This window comes from Franconibacter helveticus LMG 23732, from assembly GCF_000463115.2.
GTDB classification, from domain to species: Bacteria; Pseudomonadota; Gammaproteobacteria; order Enterobacterales; family Enterobacteriaceae; genus Franconibacter; species Franconibacter helveticus.
In genome coordinates this window covers 163447-184393 of the sequence record NZ_AWFX01000003.1, presented here as the reverse complement: position 1 = coordinate 184393, position 20947 = coordinate 163447, and the positions used below count along the sequence as shown (strand labels likewise).

17 protein-coding genes are annotated in these 20947 nt (G+C 56.3%); 8 read left to right on the top strand and 9 right to left on the bottom strand.

Annotation, left to right across the window (positions count from 1 at the left end):
* Window positions 1–273: 273 nt before the first annotated feature.
* Complete coding sequence (locus DW56_RS00935) at window positions 274–1170, top strand: SDR family oxidoreductase (protein WP_024553959.1); 897 nt, start codon at window positions 274–276, stop codon at window positions 1168–1170.
* A 181-nt stretch (window positions 1171–1351) separates the two neighbouring features.
* Here the strand turns inward: DW56_RS00935 and exbD are convergent, their stop codons facing one another.
* Together exbD and exbB are read right to left on the bottom strand one after the other, a co-directional pair.
* Entirely contained in the window at window positions 1352–1774 is a 423-nt protein-coding gene (gene exbD, locus DW56_RS00930; RefSeq protein ID WP_024553958.1) for a TonB system transport protein ExbD, read from the bottom strand.
* A 6-nt stretch (window positions 1775–1780) separates the two neighbouring features.
* Window positions 1781–2515 carry a tol-pal system-associated acyl-CoA thioesterase gene (gene exbB, locus DW56_RS00925; RefSeq protein ID WP_024553957.1) on the bottom strand — a complete coding sequence of 245 codons (735 nt, stop codon included), beginning with the start codon at window positions 2513–2515 and terminating at the stop codon, window positions 1781–1783.
* A gap of 243 nt (window positions 2516–2758) precedes the next feature.
* Here exbB and metC point away from each other — a divergent pair, with 243 nt between their 5' ends.
* Window positions 2759–3946, top strand: a complete 1188-nt coding sequence (metC, locus tag DW56_RS00920; protein ID WP_024553956.1) for a cystathionine beta-lyase — start codon at window positions 2759–2761, stop codon at window positions 3944–3946.
* Window positions 3947–4071: 125 nt separating this feature from the next.
* Complete coding sequence (gene yghB, locus DW56_RS00915; protein ID WP_024553955.1) at window positions 4072–4725, top strand: DedA family general envelope maintenance protein YghB; 654 nt, start codon at window positions 4072–4074, stop codon at window positions 4723–4725.
* Between the two features lie 34 nt (window positions 4726–4759).
* Here yghB and DW56_RS00910 read toward each other — a convergent pair whose 3' ends face one another.
* The gene (locus DW56_RS00910; protein WP_024561903.1) at window positions 4760–5674 is read right to left on the bottom strand and encodes an AraC family transcriptional regulator; all 915 of its coding nucleotides are present in this window, start codon (window positions 5672–5674) and stop codon (window positions 4760–4762) included.
* A gap of 193 nt (window positions 5675–5867) precedes the next feature.
* Here DW56_RS00910 and yqhD point away from each other — a divergent pair, with 193 nt between their 5' ends.
* Together yqhD and dkgA are read left to right on the top strand one after the other, a co-directional pair.
* Window positions 5868–7031, top strand: coding sequence for an alcohol dehydrogenase (yqhD, locus tag DW56_RS00905; RefSeq protein ID WP_024553953.1), 1164 nt, complete (start codon window positions 5868–5870; stop codon window positions 7029–7031).
* Window positions 7032–7135: 104 nt separating this feature from the next.
* Window positions 7136–7963: a 2,5-didehydrogluconate reductase DkgA gene (gene dkgA / locus DW56_RS00900; protein WP_024553952.1), complete on the top strand. Its 828-nt coding sequence runs from the start codon at window positions 7136–7138 to the stop codon at window positions 7961–7963.
* Window positions 7964–8007: 44 nt separating this feature from the next.
* Here the strand turns inward: dkgA and DW56_RS00895 are convergent, their stop codons facing one another.
* On the bottom strand, window positions 8008–8394 hold the full coding sequence (locus DW56_RS00895) for a hypothetical protein (RefSeq protein ID WP_024561902.1): 387 nt from the start codon (window positions 8392–8394) through the stop codon (window positions 8008–8010).
* A gap of 269 nt (window positions 8395–8663) precedes the next feature.
* Between DW56_RS00895 and DW56_RS00890 the strand changes: the two genes are divergently transcribed.
* Window positions 8664–10118, top strand: a complete 1455-nt coding sequence (locus DW56_RS00890; protein WP_024554537.1) for a DASS family sodium-coupled anion symporter — start codon at window positions 8664–8666, stop codon at window positions 10116–10118.
* A 35-nt stretch (window positions 10119–10153) separates the two neighbouring features.
* Here the strand turns inward: DW56_RS00890 and DW56_RS00885 are convergent, their stop codons facing one another.
* Together DW56_RS00885 and DW56_RS00880 are read right to left on the bottom strand one after the other, a co-directional pair.
* The gene (locus DW56_RS00885; protein WP_029589710.1) at window positions 10154–12322 is read right to left on the bottom strand and encodes a YgiQ family radical SAM protein; all 2169 of its coding nucleotides are present in this window, start codon (window positions 12320–12322) and stop codon (window positions 10154–10156) included.
* Between the two features lie 116 nt (window positions 12323–12438).
* Window positions 12439–13206, bottom strand: coding sequence for a siderophore-interacting protein (locus DW56_RS00880; RefSeq protein WP_024554539.1), 768 nt, complete (start codon window positions 13204–13206; stop codon window positions 12439–12441).
* A 259-nt stretch (window positions 13207–13465) separates the two neighbouring features.
* On the opposite strand from DW56_RS00880, the gene DW56_RS00875 reads away from it, so the two are divergent.
* Window positions 13466–14029 (top strand): PadR family transcriptional regulator, encoded by a 564-nt coding sequence (locus DW56_RS00875; RefSeq protein WP_024554540.1) that lies wholly within the window; start codon window positions 13466–13468, stop codon window positions 14027–14029.
* A gap of 236 nt (window positions 14030–14265) precedes the next feature.
* Here the strand turns inward: DW56_RS00875 and DW56_RS00870 are convergent, their stop codons facing one another.
* From DW56_RS00870 to DW56_RS00860, 3 genes are all read right to left on the bottom strand, one after another.
* Window positions 14266–15816, bottom strand: coding sequence for a methyl-accepting chemotaxis protein (locus tag DW56_RS00870; RefSeq protein ID WP_024554541.1), 1551 nt, complete (start codon window positions 15814–15816; stop codon window positions 14266–14268).
* 458 nt (window positions 15817–16274) lie between these two features.
* Window positions 16275–17807 carry a methyl-accepting chemotaxis protein gene (locus tag DW56_RS00865; RefSeq protein WP_029589709.1) on the bottom strand — a complete coding sequence of 511 codons (1533 nt, stop codon included), beginning with the start codon at window positions 17805–17807 and terminating at the stop codon, window positions 16275–16277.
* Between the two features lie 205 nt (window positions 17808–18012).
* On the bottom strand, window positions 18013–18906 hold the full coding sequence (locus DW56_RS00860) for a diguanylate cyclase (RefSeq protein ID WP_024554145.1): 894 nt from the start codon (window positions 18904–18906) through the stop codon (window positions 18013–18015).
* 436 nt (window positions 18907–19342) lie between these two features.
* Here DW56_RS00860 and ygjG point away from each other — a divergent pair, with 436 nt between their 5' ends.
* Window positions 19343–20722, top strand: a complete 1380-nt coding sequence (gene ygjG / locus DW56_RS00855) for a putrescine aminotransferase (protein WP_024554144.1) — start codon at window positions 19343–19345, stop codon at window positions 20720–20722.
* The last annotated feature ends 225 nt before the right edge of the window (window positions 20723–20947 follow it).

Here is a 20947-nt window from a genome sequence, read left to right as displayed (position 1 = left end):
GAGACGCCCCCGCCCGCGCCACCTCTTCAGGCGCCCTGGTCCGCCACTTACTCAAAACCCGTTACCGCTCCTGCGCTGATCGTTCCTGACGCGCCGCCAAAATCCTGATGCAGTAGCGCTTTTTTATTCTCTTTCAGCCTGTTGCCATTTTCGCCTGAAGAAACGAGTCAGCCTGCCGAACGGCCGGGATTACCGGAATATCCTGATAATTTTCGACAGCACAGCAGAAGGCACTACCCTTAAGGGGAGACTTTCAAACAGAGGAGCGATCTAATGGCAAACGATCAGACGAAAATTCAGGACCCCACCACCCAGTTCTACACCGGCGAATATCCTCAGCAAAAACAACCCGCGCCGGGCGTACAGGCGAAAATGGATCCGGTACCGGATTGCGGTGAGCAGAGTTACGTCGGAAGCGGGCGCCTCAAAGGTCGTAAGGCTCTGGTAACAGGGGGCGATTCCGGCATTGGCCGCGCCGCTGCTATTGCCTATGCGCGTGAAGGCGCAGATGTGGTTATCAACTATCTGCCTGCCGAGCAGGAAGATGCTGAAGAGGTGAAAAAGCTGATTGAAGAGGCGGGCCGCAAGGCTGTGCTGATCCCGGGTGATTTAACCGACGAACAGTTTGCCCGCGACCTGGTGCGCCGCTCCATTCAGGAACTGGGCGGACTGGATATTCTGGCGCTGGTTGCCGGTAAGCAAACCGCCGTTGAGCAGATTGCCGATCTTACCAGCGAGCAGTTCCAGAAAACTTACGCCACCAACGTTTTCGCGCTGTTCTGGATTACCCAGGAGGCGCTGCCGCACCTTAAGCCGGGCGCCAGCATTATCACGACGTCGTCCATTCAGGCTTATCAGCCAAGCCCGCACCTGCTGGATTACGCTTCCACTAAAGCCGCCATTCTGAACTACAGCCGCGGCCTTGCGAAACAGGTAGCGGAGAAAGGCATTCGCGTGAACATCGTCGCGCCGGGTCCAATCTGGACGCCGTTGCAAATTTGCGGTGGGCAGCCGCAGGAGAAAATCCCGCAGTTCGGCCAGCAGACGCCAATGAAGCGCGCCGGTCAGCCAGCGGAACTGGCGCCGATTTATGTTTACCTGGCAAGCCAGGAATCGAGCTACGTGACCGCCGAAGTACACGGCGTAACGGGCGGCGAACACCTGAGCTAACCTGCACATCCGCATCAGAGCCGGGCTTTTGCACGGCATCGGCCCGAAGCGCATAGTGTAACGGGCTGTTGCCCTTGCGGGATAAGCGCCCGCAGCCGCATGCAGCCTCTCTTTGCCTTTACCGCTTAAAACAGCCATAAAAAAAGCGCGGCTTGCGCCGCGCTTTTTCTGCTCCACGAGATTACTTCTTCGTGGTTTCCTGGCCTACCAGGCCAATCTTCAGATATCCCGCCTGATGCAGCGTATCCATTACGTTCATCATCGTTTCGTAATCCACGGTTTTATCCGCGCGGAAAAAGACGGTGGTGTCTTTCTTGCCGGCCGTTGCCGCGTTCAGCGCGTTGATCATGGTTTCTTCGGTCACCTGATCGTTGCCAAGATACATGGTTTTATCCGCTTTCACCGACAGGTAAATCGGCTTCTCCGGACGCGGCTGCGGCTGGCTGGTGGAGGCGGGAAGGTTCACCTTTACATCCACCGTGGCAAGCGGCGCGGCCACCATGAAGATAATCAGCAGCACCAGCATTACGTCGATAAACGGCGTAACGTTGATTTCGTGCATTTCGCCGTTATCGTCGAGGTTTTCGTTAAGACGCATCGCCATGGGGCATTAACCTACACGCAGTTTCTGGGCCGGACGCACCGGATGAGCCTGTGAACTGGCGGCTAAGTCCAGGTCGCGGCTTTGCAGCAGCAGCACCTGCGCGGCAACGTCGCCAAGCGTGGCTTTATAGCTGCCAATCATACGGGCGAAAATGTTGTAAATCACCACCGCCGGGATTGCGGCGACCAGGCCAATCGCGGTGGCGAGCAGCGCTTCGGCGATGCCTGGCGCTACCACGGCAAGGTTGGTGGTTTGCGTCTGGGCGATGCCGATAAAGCTGTTCATGATGCCCCACACGGTGCCGAAAAGACCCACGAACGGGGAGATGGCGCCGATGGTGGCGAGATAACCGTTGCCGCGGCCCATATGACGCCCGACAGCCGCGACGCGGCGCTCAAGGCGAAAACCGGTACGCTCTTTAATGCCTTCGTTATCTTCGCTGCCTGCGGAAAGCTCCAGCTCGTTTTGCGCTTCGTTAATCAGCTGCTGGCTGAGGCTTTTCTTATGGAAAGATGCGGCCTTTTCCTGCGCTTCGCTCAGGGAGCGGGCAGAAGCGAGCTCTTGCTGCTCGCGCTTCAGACGGCGCTTCTGACTTAACAGCTCGGCGCTTTTGCTAAAGAAGATAGCCCAGGTGATCACTGACGCCAGGATCAGGCCAATCATCACAATCTTTACCACGATGTCGGCGTGATGATACATACCCCAGACGGAAAGATCCGTCTGCATCAAATTATTTCCCACTCTTCATCTCCAGGACGAAAAAACATCAAAACTGTCGTAATAATACCAAAACGACGCCGAATTGATAGTAGTTCTCATTAGTATTTACAGAATGCCCTGGCACAGTAAAAATTTCTTTGCGCTTACGCAGTAAAGCGGGCCGGGCGGCGATTTTTGCGCTTTTTTTATTGCCGGGCGCACCAGCGGCAAAGAACCGTGTTAACGTATGTCCAGACATCCAGACGTACAAACAGGATAAGCCAGATGACAGAAAAGCACATCGAGACGACGCTTGTGAACGCGGGGCGCAATAAACGTTACACGCAGGGATCGGTTAACAGCATTATTCAGCGCGCCTCTTCGCTGGTGTTTGAAAGCGTGGAAGCGAAAAAACAGGCGACCGCGAACCGGGCGAAGGGCGAGCTTTTCTATGGCCGACGCGGCACCCTCACCCACTTTTCCTTGCAGGAAGCGATGTGCGAACTGGAAGGCGGCGCAGGCTGCGCCCTTTTCCCCTGCGGCGCGGCAGCCGTCGCCAACACCCTCCTCGCTTTTGTCGAACAGGGCGACCATGTTCTGCTGACCAACAGCGCCTACGAACCGACCCAGGATTTCTGCACAAAAATTCTGGGTAAACTCGGGGTGACTACCAGCTGGTTCGACCCGCTTATTGGCGCGGATATCGCGACCCTGATACAGCCCAACACCCGCGTGGTGTTTCTGGAATCCCCTGGCTCCATCACCATGGAAGTGCACGACGTGCCCGCCATTGTGGAAGCCGTGCGTCGCGTGGCGCCGCACGCCATTATCATGATCGATAACACCTGGGCGGCGGGCATTTTGTTTCGCGCGCTCGATTTCGGCGTGGACATCTCCATTCAGGCGGGCACGAAATATCTGATTGGCCATTCCGACGCCATGGTGGGCACGGCGGTCGCCAACGAACGCTGCTGGGCGCAACTCAGGGAAAATGCTTACCTGATGGGTCAGATGCTTGATGCCGATACCGCCTATATGACCAGTCGCGGTTTACGCACGCTGGGCGTACGCCTGCGCCAGCATGAAGAAAGCAGCCTGAAAATTGCCGAATGGCTCTCGCAGCATCCGCAGGTAGCGCGTGTTAATCACCCTGCCCTGCCCGGCAGCAAAGGGCATGAGTTCTGGAAACGGGACTTCACCGGCAGCAGCGGGCTTTTCTCATTCATTCTGAAAAAGCGCCTGAGCGAGGCGGAATTTGCGAGCTACCTCGACAATTTCCACTATTTCAGTATGGCCTATTCCTGGGGAGGCTATGAATCGCTTATTCTGGCGAACCAGCCCGAAGAGATAGCCGCGCTACGCCCGGCCGGCGGCGTGGATTTCACCGGCACGCTGGTGCGGGTGCACATCGGTCTGGAGAACGTCGGCGATCTCATTGCCGATCTCGAAGCAGGTTTCCAGCGCATTGCATAACATTCCTTAATATAATGTGGACACCCAGGCTGACAGAAATCCCGGCGTTTACTACGCCTGCATCAAGATGTTGCGGGCGTTTGCGATTACAATAAGTCTACACAGGCTGTTCCACAGGATTATTCATGGCTGTTATACAAAATATTATCGCTGCGCTCTGGCAACACGACTTCGCCGCGCTGGCGGACCCGCATATTGTCGGCGTCGTCTGGTTTGTGATGTTTGCGACGCTGTTTCTGGAAAACGGCCTGCTGCCGGCCTCTTTCCTGCCGGGCGACAGCCTGCTGCTGCTTGCGGGCGCCATGGTCGCTAAAGGCGTAATGGACTTTGTGCCGACCATGATTATCCTCACTTCCGCCGCGAGCCTCGGTTGCTGGCTGAGCTATATACAGGGACGCTGGCTTGGCAATACGCGCCTGGTGAAGGGCTGGCTGGCGCAACTGCCGCAAAAATACCACCAGCGGGCGACCTGCATGTTCGATCGCCACGGTCTGCTGGCGCTGCTGGTTGGGCGCTTCCTCGCCTTTGTACGCACTCTGCTGCCCACCATGGCGGGCATTTCCGGGCTCTCTAACCGTCGCTTTCAGTTTTTTAACTGGCTGAGCGCCCTGCTGTGGGTTGGCGTGGTGACAAGTCTCGGCTACGCCCTGAGCATGATCCCGTTCGTGAAGCGCCATGAAGACCAGGTGATGACATTTCTGATGGTTCTGCCTGTCGTGCTGCTGGTCGTGGGCCTGCTTAGCGCCGTGATTGTGGTGCTGAAAAAACGCGCTGCCTGAGGTTCCCGCCCCGCAATACCCTGCGGGGCAACGCTTAACGGGGCTGCATCTCCAGCCCCGACGAAAGGCGCATCCGCGCGACATCTTCCCCCGGCGTTACGCCAAAATAGCGTTTAAACTCCCGGCTGAACTGCGAGGCGCTTTCATAGCCCACCCGCAGCGCCGCCGCGCTCGCCTTCATGCCGTCGTGCAGCATTAACATCCGCGCCTTATGCAGCCGGAAAGTTTTGATGTACTGCAATGGCGAAGTGCTGGTCACCGCCTTGAAGTTATGGTGAAAGGCCGACACGCTCATGTTCGCTTCCGCCGCCAGTTGATCCACTGAAAGCGTTTCGGTGTACTGCGATTCAATGCGCCGCAGCACGCGGCTTATCAGGCTAAAGTGCGTCTGGCGGCTCACCAGCGCCAGCAGCGCGCCGCCGCGCGGCCCCATCAGCACGTGGTAAAGGATTTCCCGGATGATGTGCTTGCCAAGGATGCGCGCATCCAGCGGCCGCTCCAGCACGTCAAGCAGCCGCTCGGCGGCGCAGAGGATCTCTTCAGAAAGCGTGGCGGAATTAATGCCGCTTGACGACGTAGCCGGGCGAAAGCGCTCATCCTCGCCAATTTCCATCACCAGTTCCTGCAATTGCAGCAGATCGACATTAATACGCAGGCCAGCCAGCGGCGCTTGCGGCGTGGCGAACGTTTCGCATTCAAAAGGCAGCGGCACCGTCAGCAACAGGTATTCGTTCGCGTCATAGCGAAAAACGCGATCGTTGAGATAGCCCGTTTTGTGCCCGGAAAAGAGAATTATTATCCCCGGCTGGTACATCACCGGCGTGCGCGGATAAGGCTCAGTGCCGTAGAGTAACCGCACCTCCTCCGTTAGCCCTTCCGGAATTTCTCCATTCATCTTCAATAACTTAATTTTTTCTGCCAGCTGCTGGCAGATAGCCTGACGATGCATTTCACGCTGCTCCGCTTAACTTTTTCAGCACTGACAGTGTGCTTAAAAAGCGTCGTTTTCTCCAGCTGCATGGAGAAACAGGCAAGACAAAGGCAGGAATGAGCATTGAGCCTTTCGTCTGCCCGGGCGGACAATACTCGCCAGCAGGCAGCCCCGGGCCGCCACGTTTTATCTGTTAAGAGGGCATCTGATAATGAATAATTTTAATCTCCATACGCCTACCCGCATTTTGTTTGGCAAAAACGCCATTGCCGACCTGCGCGAGCAGATCCCGGCTGGCAGCCGCGTGCTGGTGACTTACGGCGGCGGCAGCGTGAAAAAAACCGGTGTGCTGGATCAGGTTTACCAGGCGCTGGAAGGGATGGACGTGCTGGAGTTCGGCGGCATTGAGCCAAACCCGACCTGTGAAACGCTGATGAAAGCCGTTGAGGTGGTGCGTAAAGAGAACGTGACATTTTTGCTGGCGGTCGGCGGCGGCTCGGTACTCGATGGCACCAAGTTTATTGCGGCGGCAGCGCACTATCCGGCAGAAATCGACCCCTGGCATATCCTGCAAACGGGTGGTCGCGACATCAAAGCCGCCGTGCCGATGGGTTCCGTGTTAACGCTGCCCGCCACCGGTTCTGAGTCCAACCAGGGCGCGGTTATCTCCCGTCGCGCCACCGGCGATAAACAGGCGTTTAGATCGCCTTTCGTACAGCCGGTTTTCGCCATACTCGACCCGGTTTACACCTATACTCTGCCGCCGCGCCAGGTGGCGAATGGCGTAGTGGACGCTTTTGTTCACACCATCGAGCAATACCTGACTTACCCGGTTAACGCCAGCGTGCAGGATCGTTTCGCTGAAGGGCTGCTGCTGACTCTGATCGAAGAAGGCCCGAAGGCGCTGAAAGAGCCGGAAAACTATGATGTACGCGCCAACGTGATGTGGGCGGCGACCATGGCGCTGAACGGCCTGATTGGCGCGGGCGTGCCGCAGGACTGGGCGACCCATATGCTCGGCCATGAGCTGACCGCCCTGCACGGCCTTGACCACGCGCAGACGCTCGCCATCGTGCTGCCGAATTTGCTCAACGAAAAGCGCGAGCAGAAGCGTGAGAAGCTGTTGCAGTACGCGGAGCGCGTCTGGAATATCCGCGAAGGCAGCAGCGATGCGCGTATCGAGGCCGCCATCCAGGCCACGCGCGATTTCTTCGAACAAATGGGCGCGCCGACCCGCCTTTCCGCTTACGGCCTTGACGGCAGCACCATCCCGGCGCTGCTTGCCAAACTTGAAGAACACGGCATGACTCAGCTTGGCGAGCATAAGGACATTACGCTTGATGTCAGCCGCCGCATTTACGAGGCGGCGCGTTAAGCTTTTTGTCTCCGGCCTTTCGTTTTTGACTATTTCGTCCAGACTTAATCTCACGTGACTTTCGCCGGGGTTTCCCCGGCGTGTTAGCTCAGAAGGAGACATGCATGGCAAATCCAACCGTAATCAAGCTGCACGACGGCACTATCATGCCCCAGCTCGGCCTCGGCGTCTGGAAAGCGGGCAACGAGGAAGTGGTGAACGCCATTCACAAGGCGCTGGAGGTGGGGTATCGCTCCATCGATACCGCAGCGGCCTATAAAAACGAAGAGGGCGTTGGCAAAGCGTTAAAAAGCGCAGGCGTTCCGCGCGACGAGTTGTTCATCACCACCAAACTGTGGAATGACGATCAGCAACGTCCTCAACAGGCGCTTGAGGAGAGCCTTGAAAAACTCCAGCTCGACTATGTGGATCTTTATCTGATGCACTGGCCCGTTCCTGCCATCGACCATTACGTGGAAGCCTGGCAAGGCATGATTGAGCTGCAAAAGCAGGGGCTGGTGAAGAGCATCGGCGTCTGTAATTTCCAGGTGAACCATCTTCAGCGCATTATTGATGAAACGGGCGTCACGCCGGTTATCAATCAGATTGAGCTGCACCCGCTGCTGCAACAGCGCCAGCTCCATGCCTGGAACGCCACGCACAAGATCCAGACCGAGTCCTGGAGCCCGCTGGCGCAGGGCGGCGAAGGGGTCTTCGACCAAAAAGTGATCCGTGAACTGGCGGATAAATATGGCAAAACCCCGGCGCAGATTGTCATTCGCTGGCACCTCGACAGCGGGCTGGTGGTTATCCCGAAATCGGTAACGCCGTCGCGCATTGTGGAAAACTTCAACGTCTGGGATTTCCGTCTTGATAAAGACGAGCTGGGCGAGATCGCGAAGCTGGATAAAGGCACGCGCCTGGGTCCGGACCCGGATCAGTTCGGCGGATAAAACCGACAAAAAGCGCAGCCCGGGCTGCGCTTTTTTATTCCCGCTTAAACACTCGCCTGCTGCGTCTGTAACTTCGGTTCGGCTGGCGTTTCGGTCGCGGGCAGGGTCAGCGTTTCTCTGTCCACGAACGGTTCCTCTTCGGTCGCCCGCGCTAACGCCTCGTCAATCTCTCTTAACAATCGCGCTTTTTCCGCTTCGTCGCAGCCCGCCAGGTTGTGCGAAAGCGTTCTTATCTGCGCAAGCCCCGCCGCCATCCTGAGGTTAACCAGCTTAAAACGATGGGCATACTGGCGGAAAAGCTCGACTTTTCCTTTGCTCTCTTCCAGCGCGTCTTCAAGCTTATCCACCTCCCGCGACAGCCGGGAAACCATCTTAAAAAGCACCACCACCGCCAGCAGCAGCGGCACGATTAACCACCATGAAAGGTACATTGATGCCTCCCCAGCCGTTCAAGATACCTCTAGTTCTATAAGCTGGCGAAATAATGACCATCGGAAGAAAGGCTTATCTCTTTCGCCTGGCGCACGCCATCAGGCTTACCTTTCCCCGGCGTAATTCTGACTCTCCGCTTTCTCCACAACATTCATCTGTATTCGACAATGGTCACGGCGCACAATAGTAACCTCTTGTTTAAAAAGGTTTTATTCAAGAGCCGAATGATTGAACTCTTCCAATAATCTGCATAAATAGGGGTACGATTGTGGCTACTTCATCACCGGCAGGGGTACGCTGGCTGCCGTTAATCATTATTACGCTCTGCGCGGCAGCGCTCTGGCAGCTTACGCCGCCGCAGGGCCTCACTGCTCCCGCCTGGCGCTCCGCCATTATTTTTGTCGGCACCATTGCGGCTATTGTCGCCAGGGTGCTGCCGATAGGCGCCGTCGGGATCCTCGGCATTACCCTTTTCGCGCTCACTTATGCCGCAGGAGACACCAAAGCGAGCGACGCCATCGCCACGGCGCTAAGCGACCTGAACAGCTCGCTTATCTGGCTTATCGTGGTGGCGTTTATGATTGCCCGCGGTTTTATCAAAACCGGTCTTGGCAGGCGCATCGCATTACAGATGATCCGCCTGCTGGGCAAGCGTACGCTGGGGCTGGCTTATGGCCTCGCCTTTGCCGATCTGGTGCTCTCCCCCGCCATGCCGAGCAATACCGCCCGCTGCGGCGGCGTGATTTATCCCATCGCCGATTCGCTGGCGCGCAGCTTCGACTCCCGCCCGGAGGATGATTCGCGTAAAAAGATCGGCACTTTTCTTATCACCTGCATCGGCAACGTCAACGACGTGACCGCTGCGCTGTTTATGACGGGCTACACCGGCAATCTGCTGGCGGTGAAGCTCGCCGCCAACGCCGGCGTGTCCCTGAGCTGGGGCGGCTGGTTCCTGGCCGCGCTGGTTCCCTGTCTGGCGTCGCTGGCGGCGGTGCCGCTGCTGGTCTACTGGCTCACGCGCCCGGAAATCAAACACACGCCGGACGCGCCGCGCATCGCCCGAAACGAGCTTTCACAAATGGGGCCGATGAAACGCGGCGAATGGTTGATGCTTGCTACCGTCGTCACGTTGCTGGTGCTGTGGATTTTTGGCGGCCAGCTCGGCGTGGACCCGACCACCGCCTCGTTTGTCGGGCTGTCGCTGCTGCTGCTTTCAGGCGTATTAAGCTGGGAAGATGTGAAGAGCGAGAAAGGCGCCTGGGATACGCTTATCTGGTTCGCCGCGCTACTGATGATGGCGAACCAGCTGAAAAAACTCGGTTTTACAGGCTGGTTTGGCAACCTGATTGGCGACAGCATCGGCCATATGATGCAGGGCACCAGTTGGGTGCTGGTGCTGCTGTTGCTCAATGCCGCCTATTTCTATACGCACTACTTTTTTGCAAGCGGCAACGCCCAGATCGCCGCGCTCTATGCGGTGTTTCTTGGCGTGGGGCTGAACCTGAATATTCCTGCGGCTCCCATGGCGCTGATGCTCGCCTTCACCAGCAGCCTCTACTGTTCGCTCACGCAGTACACCCATGCGCGCGGCCCGATTTTATTTGGCGCAGGCTACGTGCCGACCGGCGTCTGGTGGCGCGCCGGTTTTGTCATCAGCCTCTTTAACCAGGCGATTTTTCTGACGCTCGGCCTTGCCTGGTGGAAACTGCTCGGACTTTACTGATCGCCAACAAAAACCCCGCCGAAGAGGGGTTTCTTTTACTGCGCTTTCGCGCGGCGCGTTTTTTTCAGCGCCGGCTGCTGGCGCTGATGCGCAACCGGCGTGTGCTTGGTCAGCGCAGGCCGGGTGTTGCGGTTCTGGCGCTTCGCCTCGCGCATTTCATCAAGCGTGGGCGCAGGCACCAGGCAGTCGCGGCGCGAACCAATCAGGTGTTTTTTGCCCATCGCTTCCAGCGCTTCGCGGATCAGCGGCCAGTTGGCCGGGTCATGGTAGCGCAGCAGCGCTTTATGTAAACGACGCTGGCGATCGCCGCGCGGCACAACCACCTCTTCGCTTTTATAACCAATTTTCCCGAGCGGGTTTTTACCGGTGTAATACATGGTGGTCGAATTGGCGAGCGGCGAAGGATAGAAGTTCTGCACCTGATCAAGACGGAAGCGGCGCTGCTTGAGCCAAAGCGCCAGATTCACCATATCTTCATCGCGCGTGCCAGGATGCGCGGAGATAAAATAGGGGATCAAATACTGCTCTTTGCCCGCCTCTTTCGAGTAAGTATCAAAAAGTTCTTTGAAGCGATCGTAGCTGCCCATGCCCGGCTTCATCATTTTAGACAGCGGGCCTTCTTCGGTATGCTCCGGCGCTATCTTCAGATAACCGCCAACGTGATGGGTCGCCAGCTCTTTAACATAGCGCGGATCCTCTACGGCAAGATCGTAACGCACGCCGGAGGCGATCAGGATCTTTTTGATGCCCTTCAGATCGCGCGCGCGGCGGTAGAGATTGATCGTCGGCGTATGATCGGTATCCATATGCGGGCAGATATCCGGATAAACGCACGACAGGCGGCGACAGGTTTGCTCCGCGCGCGGCGATTTGCAGCGCAGCATATACATGTTCGCCGTCGGGCCGCCAAGATCGGAAATCACGCCGGTAAAACCGGGCACCGTGTCGCGAATCGCTTCGATCTCGTTGATGATTGACTCTTCGGAACGGCTCTGAATTATTCGCCCTTCGTGCTCGGTAATAGAGCAGAACGAACAGCCGCCGAAACAGCCGCGCATGATATTAATGGAGAAGCGAATCATCTCATACGCCGGGATGCGCTTTTTACCGTAGGCCGGGTGCGGCACGCGCTGGTAAGGCAGCGCGAAAACGCTGTCCATCTCTTCGGTTGAAAGCGGGATAGCGGGCGGGTTGATCCAGATATAACGATCGCCATGCTTTTGCATCAGCGCGCGGGCGCAGCCGGGGTTGGTTTCATGGTGCAGAATGCGCGACGCGTGCGCGTAGAGCACTTTGTCCGCTTTCACCTTTTCGAACGATGGCAGCAACACATAGGTTTTCTCCCACGGCTTCGGGCGCGGCGGCTGCACGGTTACCGCTTTGGCTTCCTGCTTCTGCACGGCGGGCTTGCCTTTGTCAGCGCACGGCAAATCTTCGCCATAGGGGTGGGGAATGGGGTCGATGCGCCCTGGCGTGTCAAGGCGCGTGGAATCAACGCCCGCCCAGCCCGGCAGCGCCTCTTTCAGCATAATGGCCGTGTTGCGCACGTCGCGAATTTCGCTCACCGCCTCCCCCGCCGCCAGGCGATGCGCCACTTCCACCAGCGGGCGTTCGCCATTGCCGAAAATGAGCATGTCGGCTTTGGAATCCACCAGCACCGACCGGCGCACCGTATCGGACCAGTAGTCGTAATGCGCGGTGCGGCGCAGGCTCGCTTCAATGCCGCCGAGGATAACCGGCACGTCGCGCCAGGCTTCTTTACAGCGCTGGGTATACACCAGCGTGGCGCGGTCCGGGCGCTTGCCCGCTTCGTTATCCGGGGTATAGGCGTCGTCGTGGCGCAGCTTGCGGTCAGCGGTGTAGCGGTTGATCATCGAGTCCATGTTGCCCGCGGTGACGCCGAAGAACAGGTTCGGTTTGCCAAGACGCATAAAGTCTTCTTTGCCCGACCAGTCCGGCTGGGCGATGATGCCCACACGGAAGCCCTGCGCTTCCAGCATGCGTCCGCAAATCGCCATGCCGAAGCTCGGATGGTCAACGTAGGCGTCGCCCGTCACCAGGATAATGTCGCAGCTGTCCCAGCCAAGTTGATCCATCTCTTCACGTGACATGGGTAAAAACGGCGCCGGGCCAAAACAGGCGGCCCAGTACTGCGGCCACGAAAAGAGATCGCGGTCGGGCTGGATAAGGCTAAGGGAACTCATAGTGCTTCCGGAAAGTGGTTAAAAAGTAGCAAAGGGCGGGGATTATACGTCCGGAAGCGTTAAAAAAAGAAGGGGTATTGGCGGGAAAAAGCGTACGGCTTTTCCCCGCTGTGAGATCAGTCGTTTTTGCTGTGCCAGTAGGCCTGCGCGCGCAGCAGTTGGGCGTCCACTTTGCCTTCAAACGGCTCGCACAGGCGTTTTACCACCTTGCCTTCGCCGGTTATCCAGAGGAAGTAATCCTGCTGCGGCACGTTCAGGGCCGCCAGCCGCTGCGCCACTGCCTGTTCATCGTGGCCGATAACCCAGTCGATATCAAACTGCGTCAGGTGCGCCAGGTAGCTTTTCAACGCCGGGTCGCTGAGGGTAACGATGGCTTTCACCTTCACCGCGTTGTTCAGCGCGCTTAAGGTTTCCAGGCGACGGCGCAGGGCCGGCATGCCGGATTCATCACAGACGTAAAGCTGCCAGCCGTAATTTTCCGGCACCACCAGCGAGCCGCGCGGGCCGCCGATACAGAGTTTATCGCCAGGCTTCGCCTTCACCGCCCAGTCGCTCGCCGCGCCCGCGTCATGCACGTAAAAATCGATGGTGAGTTCCTGCCGCTCTGCGTTAAACAGCGGCGTGTAGTCACGCGAAGGCGGACGCACATCGCCAGACCAGACAATCCCTTCGTCAGTGACCTGCGGCGGCACAAATTCTGTACCCGGCTGCGGGAAAAAGAGTTTGATGTGGTCGTCGAAGCCGCGAGAGGTAAAGCCCGCCAGCGACTCGCCGCCAAAAACAATGCGCTGAAAACCGCTTACGCGCTCCGTGCTAAGTACGGTTATTTCACGAAAACGCAGTTCGTTGCGTACGCGCTGCGGATAAGGAGTAACCTGGTTCATGTCTGACCTGCCAGTGTGAAGGTAAAGAGATTACGATATATCTAAAATTGTCGTAAATGATAATGGTTGCTATTAAGCAGCATTGCAAGTTTTTTTTAGATAGCATGCTGGCTTCACGGCACAGAATGACAATCAACAAATAAAAACAAATTAAAATCAATGAAGTAGTAGGATATTAATACTTTTAACCTTTGTGAAATTTGCAAAAGCCTTACTATTCGATATAAATAGATATATCTAAATTATATGAGAAACAGACATGCGACACTTTCATCACTATCACGCTCATCATAACGACGCGCACGGCCTGCGCCGTGGCCGCCACGGGCATGGAGGGCATGAAGAGAGCCACTCTCGCCGCCCGCGCTTCTTTGGTCACGGCGAGCTGCGCCTGGTCATGCTGGATATTTTGACCCGCGGCGCCAGCCACGGTTATGAATTAATTAAAGAGATAGAAGCGTTAACGGGCGGCAACTATACCCCCAGCCCCGGCGTCATCTACCCGACGCTGGATTTTTTGCAGGATCAGCAGCTTATTTCACTGAGTGAAGAGGAAGGCGGGCGCAAAAAAATTGTGATCACAGAAACAGGCCGAGCCTGGCTTGCAGAGAACAGCGATCACCTTGAGCATATCCATGCGCGCGTAAAAGCCCGCATAATTGGCCACGAACTGCGTAAGAACCCGGAGATGAAACGGGCGCTGGAAAACCTGAAAGCGGTGCTGGATTTGAAAGTAAACCAGGCGCCCATTGAACCCGCCACGCTGAAAAAGATTGTTGGCCTGCTCGACAAAACCGCGCTGGAAATTTCACAACTCGATTAAGGGCTTCCTGAAGAAGCCCTGCATCAACGTGCTGTTATACGTTAAGCGCCCGATTAACGCGCTGCTGGCGTCACCGGGCAGTAACCCGTAGCGATAATGCCCCGCGGGTTGCCAGGGCGCAGTCGCGGCGCGCGCCATCAAAGCGCATTCTGTCGGCCGGATTAGTACGGCGCAGGTTGACTGGCGCGCCATCAACGCGGCCACGCTTATGTGGCCGCGCCTTCAGAGCGCCCCGGTCAGGCGGCGCGCAGACGGAACACCTTCACCAGCGCTTTTAACTGATGCGCCTGGTCGTTTAGCGACGCGGCGGCGGCGACCGACTCTTCCACCAGGCTGGAGTTTTGCTGCGTGGTGGTGTCAATCATGCCGATGGCGGTATTGATTTGGGTAATGCCGTCGCTCTGCTCGCGGCTCGCCTGGGCGATTTCATGCAGGATATGGTTCATCTCCTCCACGTTTGTCACCATGCCGTTTAGCAGCCCGCTCGCCTGCTCAACCAGCCCCATGCCTTCTCGTGTCTGGCTGGTGGAGTTCTCAATCAGCGTACGGATTTCGCTCGCCGAAGAGGCGCTTTTTTGCGCCAGCTGGCGCACTTCGCCTGCCACTACGGCAAAGCCGCGCCCGTGTTCTCCTGCCCGCGCGGCTTCTACGGCGGCATTAAGCGCGAGGATGTTGGTCTGGAAAGCGATGGCGTCGATAAGATTAATGATTTCCGACATCCGGTTTGAGGTCTCGTTAATCAGGCGCATTTTATCCGTCACCTGGCGCATCATCTGACCATTGTTTTTCACCGTGCTGGCCGCCTCGGTTGAGAGCTTTGTCGCAACACTGGTGTTGTCGTAGGTATTTTTGATGGTGGAAGTCATCTGCTCCATCGACGCCGCCGTCTCTTCTACCGAGCTTGCCTGTTCTTCAGTGCGCGCGGCCAAATCCTGGTTGCCGGCGACAATCTGCGAAGCGGCGGACGAAATGGTTTCCGCGCCGTTTTGCACCTCTTCGACAATCGCCTGTAGCCGCGATTTCATCTCCATCAGCGCGTTTAGCAGCAGGCCGGTTTCATCGCGGCGCTGCGTCTCTACGCTGCGGGTTAAATCCCCTTCGGCAATCGCTTCGGCAAAACGCACCGCCTCGCCGAGCGGCGCGGTAATGGCGCGAATAATCAGCGCCGCGATAGCCGTGCCGAGCACGATAGAGAGCAGCGCAAGGCCAATCAGCATAGCGCGGTTGTTACTGTAACTTTTCGCCACATGCCCGCCCGCTTCAACCATCTGGTGGTTCTGGATAGCTATCAGCGACTGCACTTTCTCTTTGTAGCTGAGCTGTAAGGCAAGCGTGGTGGACATCATCTCCTCCAGCGCCGCGTCGCGGTTATTGTTTTGCACCGCAGTGAGAATGCGCATACGGGAGTCAATGTACTGCTGGCGAATCTCGCGGATTTGCGCCAGGGCGCGCTGCGACTCTTCATCCGGCAGGCTCTTTTGCAGCTCGGCAAGCAGTGCGGTAATGCGGGCGCTCAATGCGTTAAGCTGCTTTTCCGAATCCTGCGCCCAACGGCGATTTTCATCCAGCAGCATCAGCTGTTGCGTGCTGACAAAAGTCTGAAAGGTTTCTATTAGCTGGTTAGCTTTTACCGTGGCGGGATAATCCTTATTCACAATGCCCTGAATATTGTTATTCGCCTGACTGAGGCTCAGCAGTGAAAGAGAAGCGCTCACAATCAGCAGAATAATTAAGAAAGCGAAGGCAAGAATTAATTTAGTGCTTATTTTTACATCGCGGAAAGACATATTTTCTCCGTTAAGCGGGTTAATTAAGCTGACGGAACGGGAATGCCGCGCAAGACAATGCGGTCAGATAAGCGGCAATTCACCGAACAGGGGAGCGACAGAAGGTTTATCGGTAACATTCCGCCCGGCTTTACGTTTTTGATCGTTTTTTTCTTGCTTACCGCTTCGCTTTGATAGCTGGAATCTATTGATTTTTGGCTATTGATCGACCAGTTTATTTATTTCCATAATGATTTTAAGGTTTCTCAAATAATAATTAGCCATACTTAAATAAGGTATATTATTTACCGGGCCAGGGCTGACGCGCCTGTTGAGTAAAGCGGGCTTTTTTATTTAAAGATTTATTAACAACTTTAAAATAATAAATTCACAATATGGCGGGCGGTTATTTAAAACCGTGGTGAAGAAGAAAAAAGCACAAAAGGAAAATAAGGGCGGCGGCGCGCCGCCCGAAAGGGTTAATGCAAAACGGTGACCGCGTCTTCCAGACGGGCGGCGCGGTGTTTCACCATCGCAGAGACCTGAGCGCTCTCCTCCACCAGGCCTGCGTTTTTCTGGGTAATGGCATCCAGCTCCGTGACGGCGCGGGTAAGATCGGCCAGGCCGCCAGCCTGTTCCGACGTCGCCTGGCTTATCTGGCTGATAAGCTGCGTCACGTTTTGTACCTGGTTGACAATATCCTGCATCGTGCGGCCAGCCGCATGCACCTGAACCGCGCCGGACTCCACCTTGCTGGAGCTTGCTTCTATCAGCTTGCGAATATCATTCGCCGCGTTAGCGCTGCGGCTCGCCAGATGGCGCACTTCGCCTGCCACTACAGCAAAGCCTTTGCCCTGCTCGCCGGCTCTGGCGGCTTCCACTGCCGCGTTAAGCGCCAGAATGTTGGTCTGGAAAGCGATGTCGTTAATCAGTGAGGTGATGGAGCCGATACGCTGGGTGCTGTCGGCAATCTCATCCATGGTATTCACCACCGTTTCCATCGCCTGCCCGCCGTGCATGGCTGCTTCGCTCGCCGCGCTGGAAAGCTTATTCGCGGCGACCGCTGTTTCGGAGTTGCTCTGTACCGAAGCCGCCATCTGGTTCATGGTGGCGACGGTCTGCTGCACGTTCACCACCGTCTGGCGGGTACGCTCATTTAAATCGTCATTGCCGCGGGCCAGCGTTTCGCTGCCGCTGCGCACGTTGACCACCTGGCTTGACACGTCGTTAATCAACCAGCGGCACATCAGGCCAAGCTGACCTACGGCGCGCAGCGTTACGCCAATCTCATCGGCGCGGTTGAGCTGATCAATGCTCTGGCGCTCGCCGGTCGCCACGCTCAGCGCCTGCCGCGCCACGTTGCTTACCGGGCGGACTATCTGCCATTCAAACGCGGCGCAGCCCAGCGCCATCAGCACGGCGCTAACGATAGCGGAAACCAGCAGCGAACCGCCGCTCTGCCCGGTAAGCAGCATGGCGGCGAACCAGACGAGAAAAATGGCGCTCATCACGCCGCGCACGCGCCAGCGCAGCGGCAGCGTCGGCAGCGTGCCGAGCCACCCTTTACGCAGCACCAACCCTTTATAGAGCCGACGGTTCGCTTTGCCTTCGCGTAATGCCTTATAAAGCGGCGTGACGGCTTCAATCTCCTCGGCAGTGGCTTTGGTGCGTATCGACATATAGCCGGTGGTTTTACCGTTGCGCACAACCGGAATGGCATTTGCCCGCACCCAGTAGTGGTCGCCATTTTTACAGCGATTTTTTACGATGCCGGTCCAGGGTTCGCCCTGCTTCAGCGTGTACCACATGTCGGCGAACGCCGCTTTAGGCATATCAGGATGACGCACCAGGTTATGGGGGCTGCCGGTCAGTTCTCGCAGCGTGTAGCCGCTCACCTGCACAAAAGTATCGTTGGCGTGGGTAATGTAGCTTTGCAGATCGGTGGTAGACATGAGGGTGGTATTGTCATCCAGCGTCAGCTCGCGCTGGGTGACGGGGGGCTGTGAAGACATAGCAGCTTCCTTAGGCAGGTTATCCAATTGTTAATATTTTTTCTGCCTTGTTATTTCGGCGCTGCGTGAATTTACTTTAACGATAAAGTCCGGCAAAGCGCGTAATTTGTGCTATCAGCCGCATTTTTTCTGCGGATTTAGCCGATTGTTCCGCGTCGACACTATTTACTTGCGTAATTATTACGTTAATTGCGCCGGGTTACGTTTACTTTAGCTGCTGTATATCGCCGTTCTGGTGGATCATCACGCACTGGTTGCGTCCATTATTTTTGCCAAAATACATCGCTTTATCGGCGCGCCCGATGGCCTGATGCAACGTCTCATTACCACCGACCCGCGTTAATCCGCCGGTCACGGTGACGGTGATAATATCCTCTTTAATACCCGCCGGGTGGCGCGCCAGATAATGACAAATACGGGAACCCGCCTGCTGCGCTTCATTTTCTCCCGCCACTTCCAGCAGCATAATAAATTCTTCGCCGCCAAAACGGTAAATACGCTCATTTTTGCGGGCGCACTTTTTTAATGTCGCCGCCACGCTGCGTAATACATCGTCGCCGGCATTGTGTCCCCAGGTGTCATTAATGGATTTAAAACGATCGATATCCATGATTAATAGCCACAGCGCCTGTTGGCTTCGTTCACAGCGGGCGCGAATAAAATCAAAATCCTGATAGAGCAAATGGCGCAACGGCAGGCCGGTCAGGGTATCGTGCATATTGCGGAACAGCAGTAAGCATTCACGATATTTATCAATGCAGCCAATAAACGCCTGCTGGCTCTGGTAAAAATGGCGCAGCACAGGCGCGTTAACCGACCTGAGGCTGATTGCGTACATCAGTTCCCGGGCGTTATCGTGCATGGTTTTATGCGCGGTTTCGATGTCGTTGATATAGCCGCTGTGCTGGGCGTGCTGGTTCTGGTGGTTGCGCAGCCAGCGGCTGAAGTGGCACAGATGATGGGCGCGGGGATGAATGATATCCGCATCCGGCTCGCCGCCCAGCAGGCTTAGCTCCAGCAGTTTGCTCAGCCATGCAAAATGCGCTTTTTGCGCGGCGCTTAATTCAATTAACGCGAGATCCAGATCGGCAATATTCATAGCGTAATAACGTAAGCCAACGTTAGCGTTACGTTGGCTTTATGGATTAATAAAAAAGAGAGGCAGCGATAATAACGCAATTAACGGCCGGGCGGGATAAAATATAAACTTTAATTTTGCGAATAATTAAATTTATCAAAACTGAAAAAAGCACGTTTATATTCAATATATGAATGTAAATTGCCGCGCCGCAGGGTAACGCACCATGCTGGCGCAAAACGCGCCGTTATCGCGCACCCGCTGCGTTATTACCTGCCGCGTCGTTAGCGGGCGCGCAGCATTAAAGTTTGTTCCTTTCTGCGCAAAGCGATTAAGTTTCGCGCGATCGCGAGGTTACCTTGCGTTTATCCCGATTTTTGTTAACGGCCCTGATGTGGCGTAAAGACTGCAATACTTAAATCGGTATCATGTGATACGCGATCGCCAGGAGCATATTTTGAACAGGTTACCTAACAGCGCTTCGGCTCTTGCCTGTACCGCGCACGCACTGAATCTCATCGAAAAGCAAACGCTGTCGCATGAGGAGATGAAAACACTCAACCGCGAGGTTCATGATTACTTTCAGCAGCACGTCAATCCAGGATTCTTAGAATATCGCAAATCTGTAACCGCCGGCGGGGATTACGGAGCCGTAGAGTGGCAAGCGGGAGGGTTAAATACGCTTGTCGACACCCAGGGACAGGAGTTCCTCGATTGCCTGGGTGGATTCGGCATCTTTAACGTGGGGCACCGTAATCCAACAGTGGTTTCCGCCGTACAAGCTCAACTCGCTAAACAACCCCTGCACAGCCAGGAACTGCTTGATCCTTTACGTGCAATGCTGGCGAAAACGCTCGCCACGCTGACGCCCGGTAAACTGAAGTATAGCTTTTTCTGCAACAGCGGCACCGAATCGGTAGAAGCAGCGCTGAAGCTTGCTAAAGCCTACCAGGCCCCGCGCGGTAAGTTTACGTTCGTGGCGGCCAGCGGCGCGTTCCATGGCAAGTCCCTCGGCGCCCTTTCCGCCACAGCCAAAGCGGCGTTCCGCAAGCCGTTTATGCCGCTGCTGCCCGGCTTCCGCCATGTGCCGTATGGCAATATTGCCGCTATGCGCGAGCTCTTTACGGAATGCCGTAAGACCGGAGACGATATCGCAGGCGTGATCCTCGAGCCAATCCAGGGCGAAGGCGGCGTTATTCTGCCGCCTGCGGGTTATTTGCCCGCGGTACGCCAGCTTTGCGACGAATTCGGCGCGCTGTTAATCCTTGATGAAGTACAAACCGGCATGGGCCGCACCGGTAAGATGTTCGCTTGTGAACATGAGAATGTGCAGCCCGATATCCTCTGCCTTGCCAAAGCGCTCGGCGGCGGCGTTATGCCGATTGGCGCAACGGTCGCCACCGAAGAGGTGTTCTCCGTTCTCTTCGACAACCCTTTCCTGCATACCACCACCTTTGGCGGCAACCCGCTGGCCTGCGCCGCGGCGCTCGCCACCATTCATGTACTGCTGGAAGAGAACCTGCCGCAACAGGCGGAGCAAAAAGGCAACATGCTGCTCGACGGTTTCCGCCAGCTGGCGCTGGAGTTCCCGGCGCTGATCGTGGAGGCGCGCGGTCAGGGAATGCTGATGGCGATTGAGTTTAGTGACAACGAGACAGGCTATACCTTCGCCAGCGAAATGTTCCGCCAGCGCGTGCTGGTAGCGGGCACCTTAAACAACGCGAAAACCATTCGCATTGAACCGCCGCTCACGCTGACCATCGAGCAGTGCGAGCAGGTGCTTAAGGCGGCGCGTACTGCGCTCGCGGCGCTGAACGTGCCGGTAGAAGAAGCGTAATCTTTGCCCCTCTCCGCCAGGAGAGGGGCTGTTTTATTAGCGCAACAGGCAAGCTTTTTTAGCTACCGTATTATTCCCTCGTGAACATTACTTTTTTAATTAATTACTTAATCTATTTCCGGAACAGCGCCGTGGTTATTAGCTGTTATTATAACCGCCTGAAAACAAACGCTGAATAAGATAAATGCTGCGTATAACGCTGCTTTCACCCCAGGCAACATTCAG

Bases quoted from the DNA above. Each gene is read 5' to 3' on its own strand.
- dkgA (WP_024553952.1), top strand. From the start codon at position 7,136: ATGGCAAATCCAACCGTAATCAAGCTGCACGACGGCACTATCATGCCC.
- DW56_RS00935 (WP_024553959.1), top strand. From the start codon at position 274: ATGGCAAACGATCAGACGAAAATTCAGGACCCCACCACCCAGTTCTAC.
- yqhD (WP_024553953.1), top strand. From the start codon at position 5,868: ATGAATAATTTTAATCTCCATACGCCTACCCGCATTTTGTTTGGCAAA.
- exbD (WP_024553958.1), bottom strand. From the start codon at position 1,774: ATGGCGATGCGTCTTAACGAAAACCTCGACGATAACGGCGAAATGCAC.
- DW56_RS00860 (WP_024554145.1), bottom strand. From the start codon at position 18,906: ATGAATATTGCCGATCTGGATCTCGCGTTAATTGAATTAAGCGCCGCG.
- DW56_RS00870 (WP_024554541.1), bottom strand. From the start codon at position 15,816: ATGTCTTTCCGCGATGTAAAAATAAGCACTAAATTAATTCTTGCCTTC.
- DW56_RS00880 (WP_024554539.1), bottom strand. From the start codon at position 13,206: ATGAACCAGGTTACTCCTTATCCGCAGCGCGTACGCAACGAACTGCGT.
- DW56_RS00885 (WP_029589710.1), bottom strand. From the start codon at position 12,322: ATGAGTTCCCTTAGCCTTATCCAGCCCGACCGCGATCTCTTTTCGTGG.
- DW56_RS00895 (WP_024561902.1), bottom strand. From the start codon at position 8,394: ATGTACCTTTCATGGTGGTTAATCGTGCCGCTGCTGCTGGCGGTGGTG.
- yghB (WP_024553955.1), top strand. From the start codon at position 4,072: ATGGCTGTTATACAAAATATTATCGCTGCGCTCTGGCAACACGACTTC.
- DW56_RS00865 (WP_029589709.1), bottom strand. From the start codon at position 17,807: ATGTCTTCACAGCCCCCCGTCACCCAGCGCGAGCTGACGCTGGATGAC.
- DW56_RS00875 (WP_024554540.1), top strand. From the start codon at position 13,466: ATGCGACACTTTCATCACTATCACGCTCATCATAACGACGCGCACGGC.
- metC (WP_024553956.1), top strand. From the start codon at position 2,759: ATGACAGAAAAGCACATCGAGACGACGCTTGTGAACGCGGGGCGCAAT.
- DW56_RS00910 (WP_024561903.1), bottom strand. From the start codon at position 5,674: ATGCATCGTCAGGCTATCTGCCAGCAGCTGGCAGAAAAAATTAAGTTA.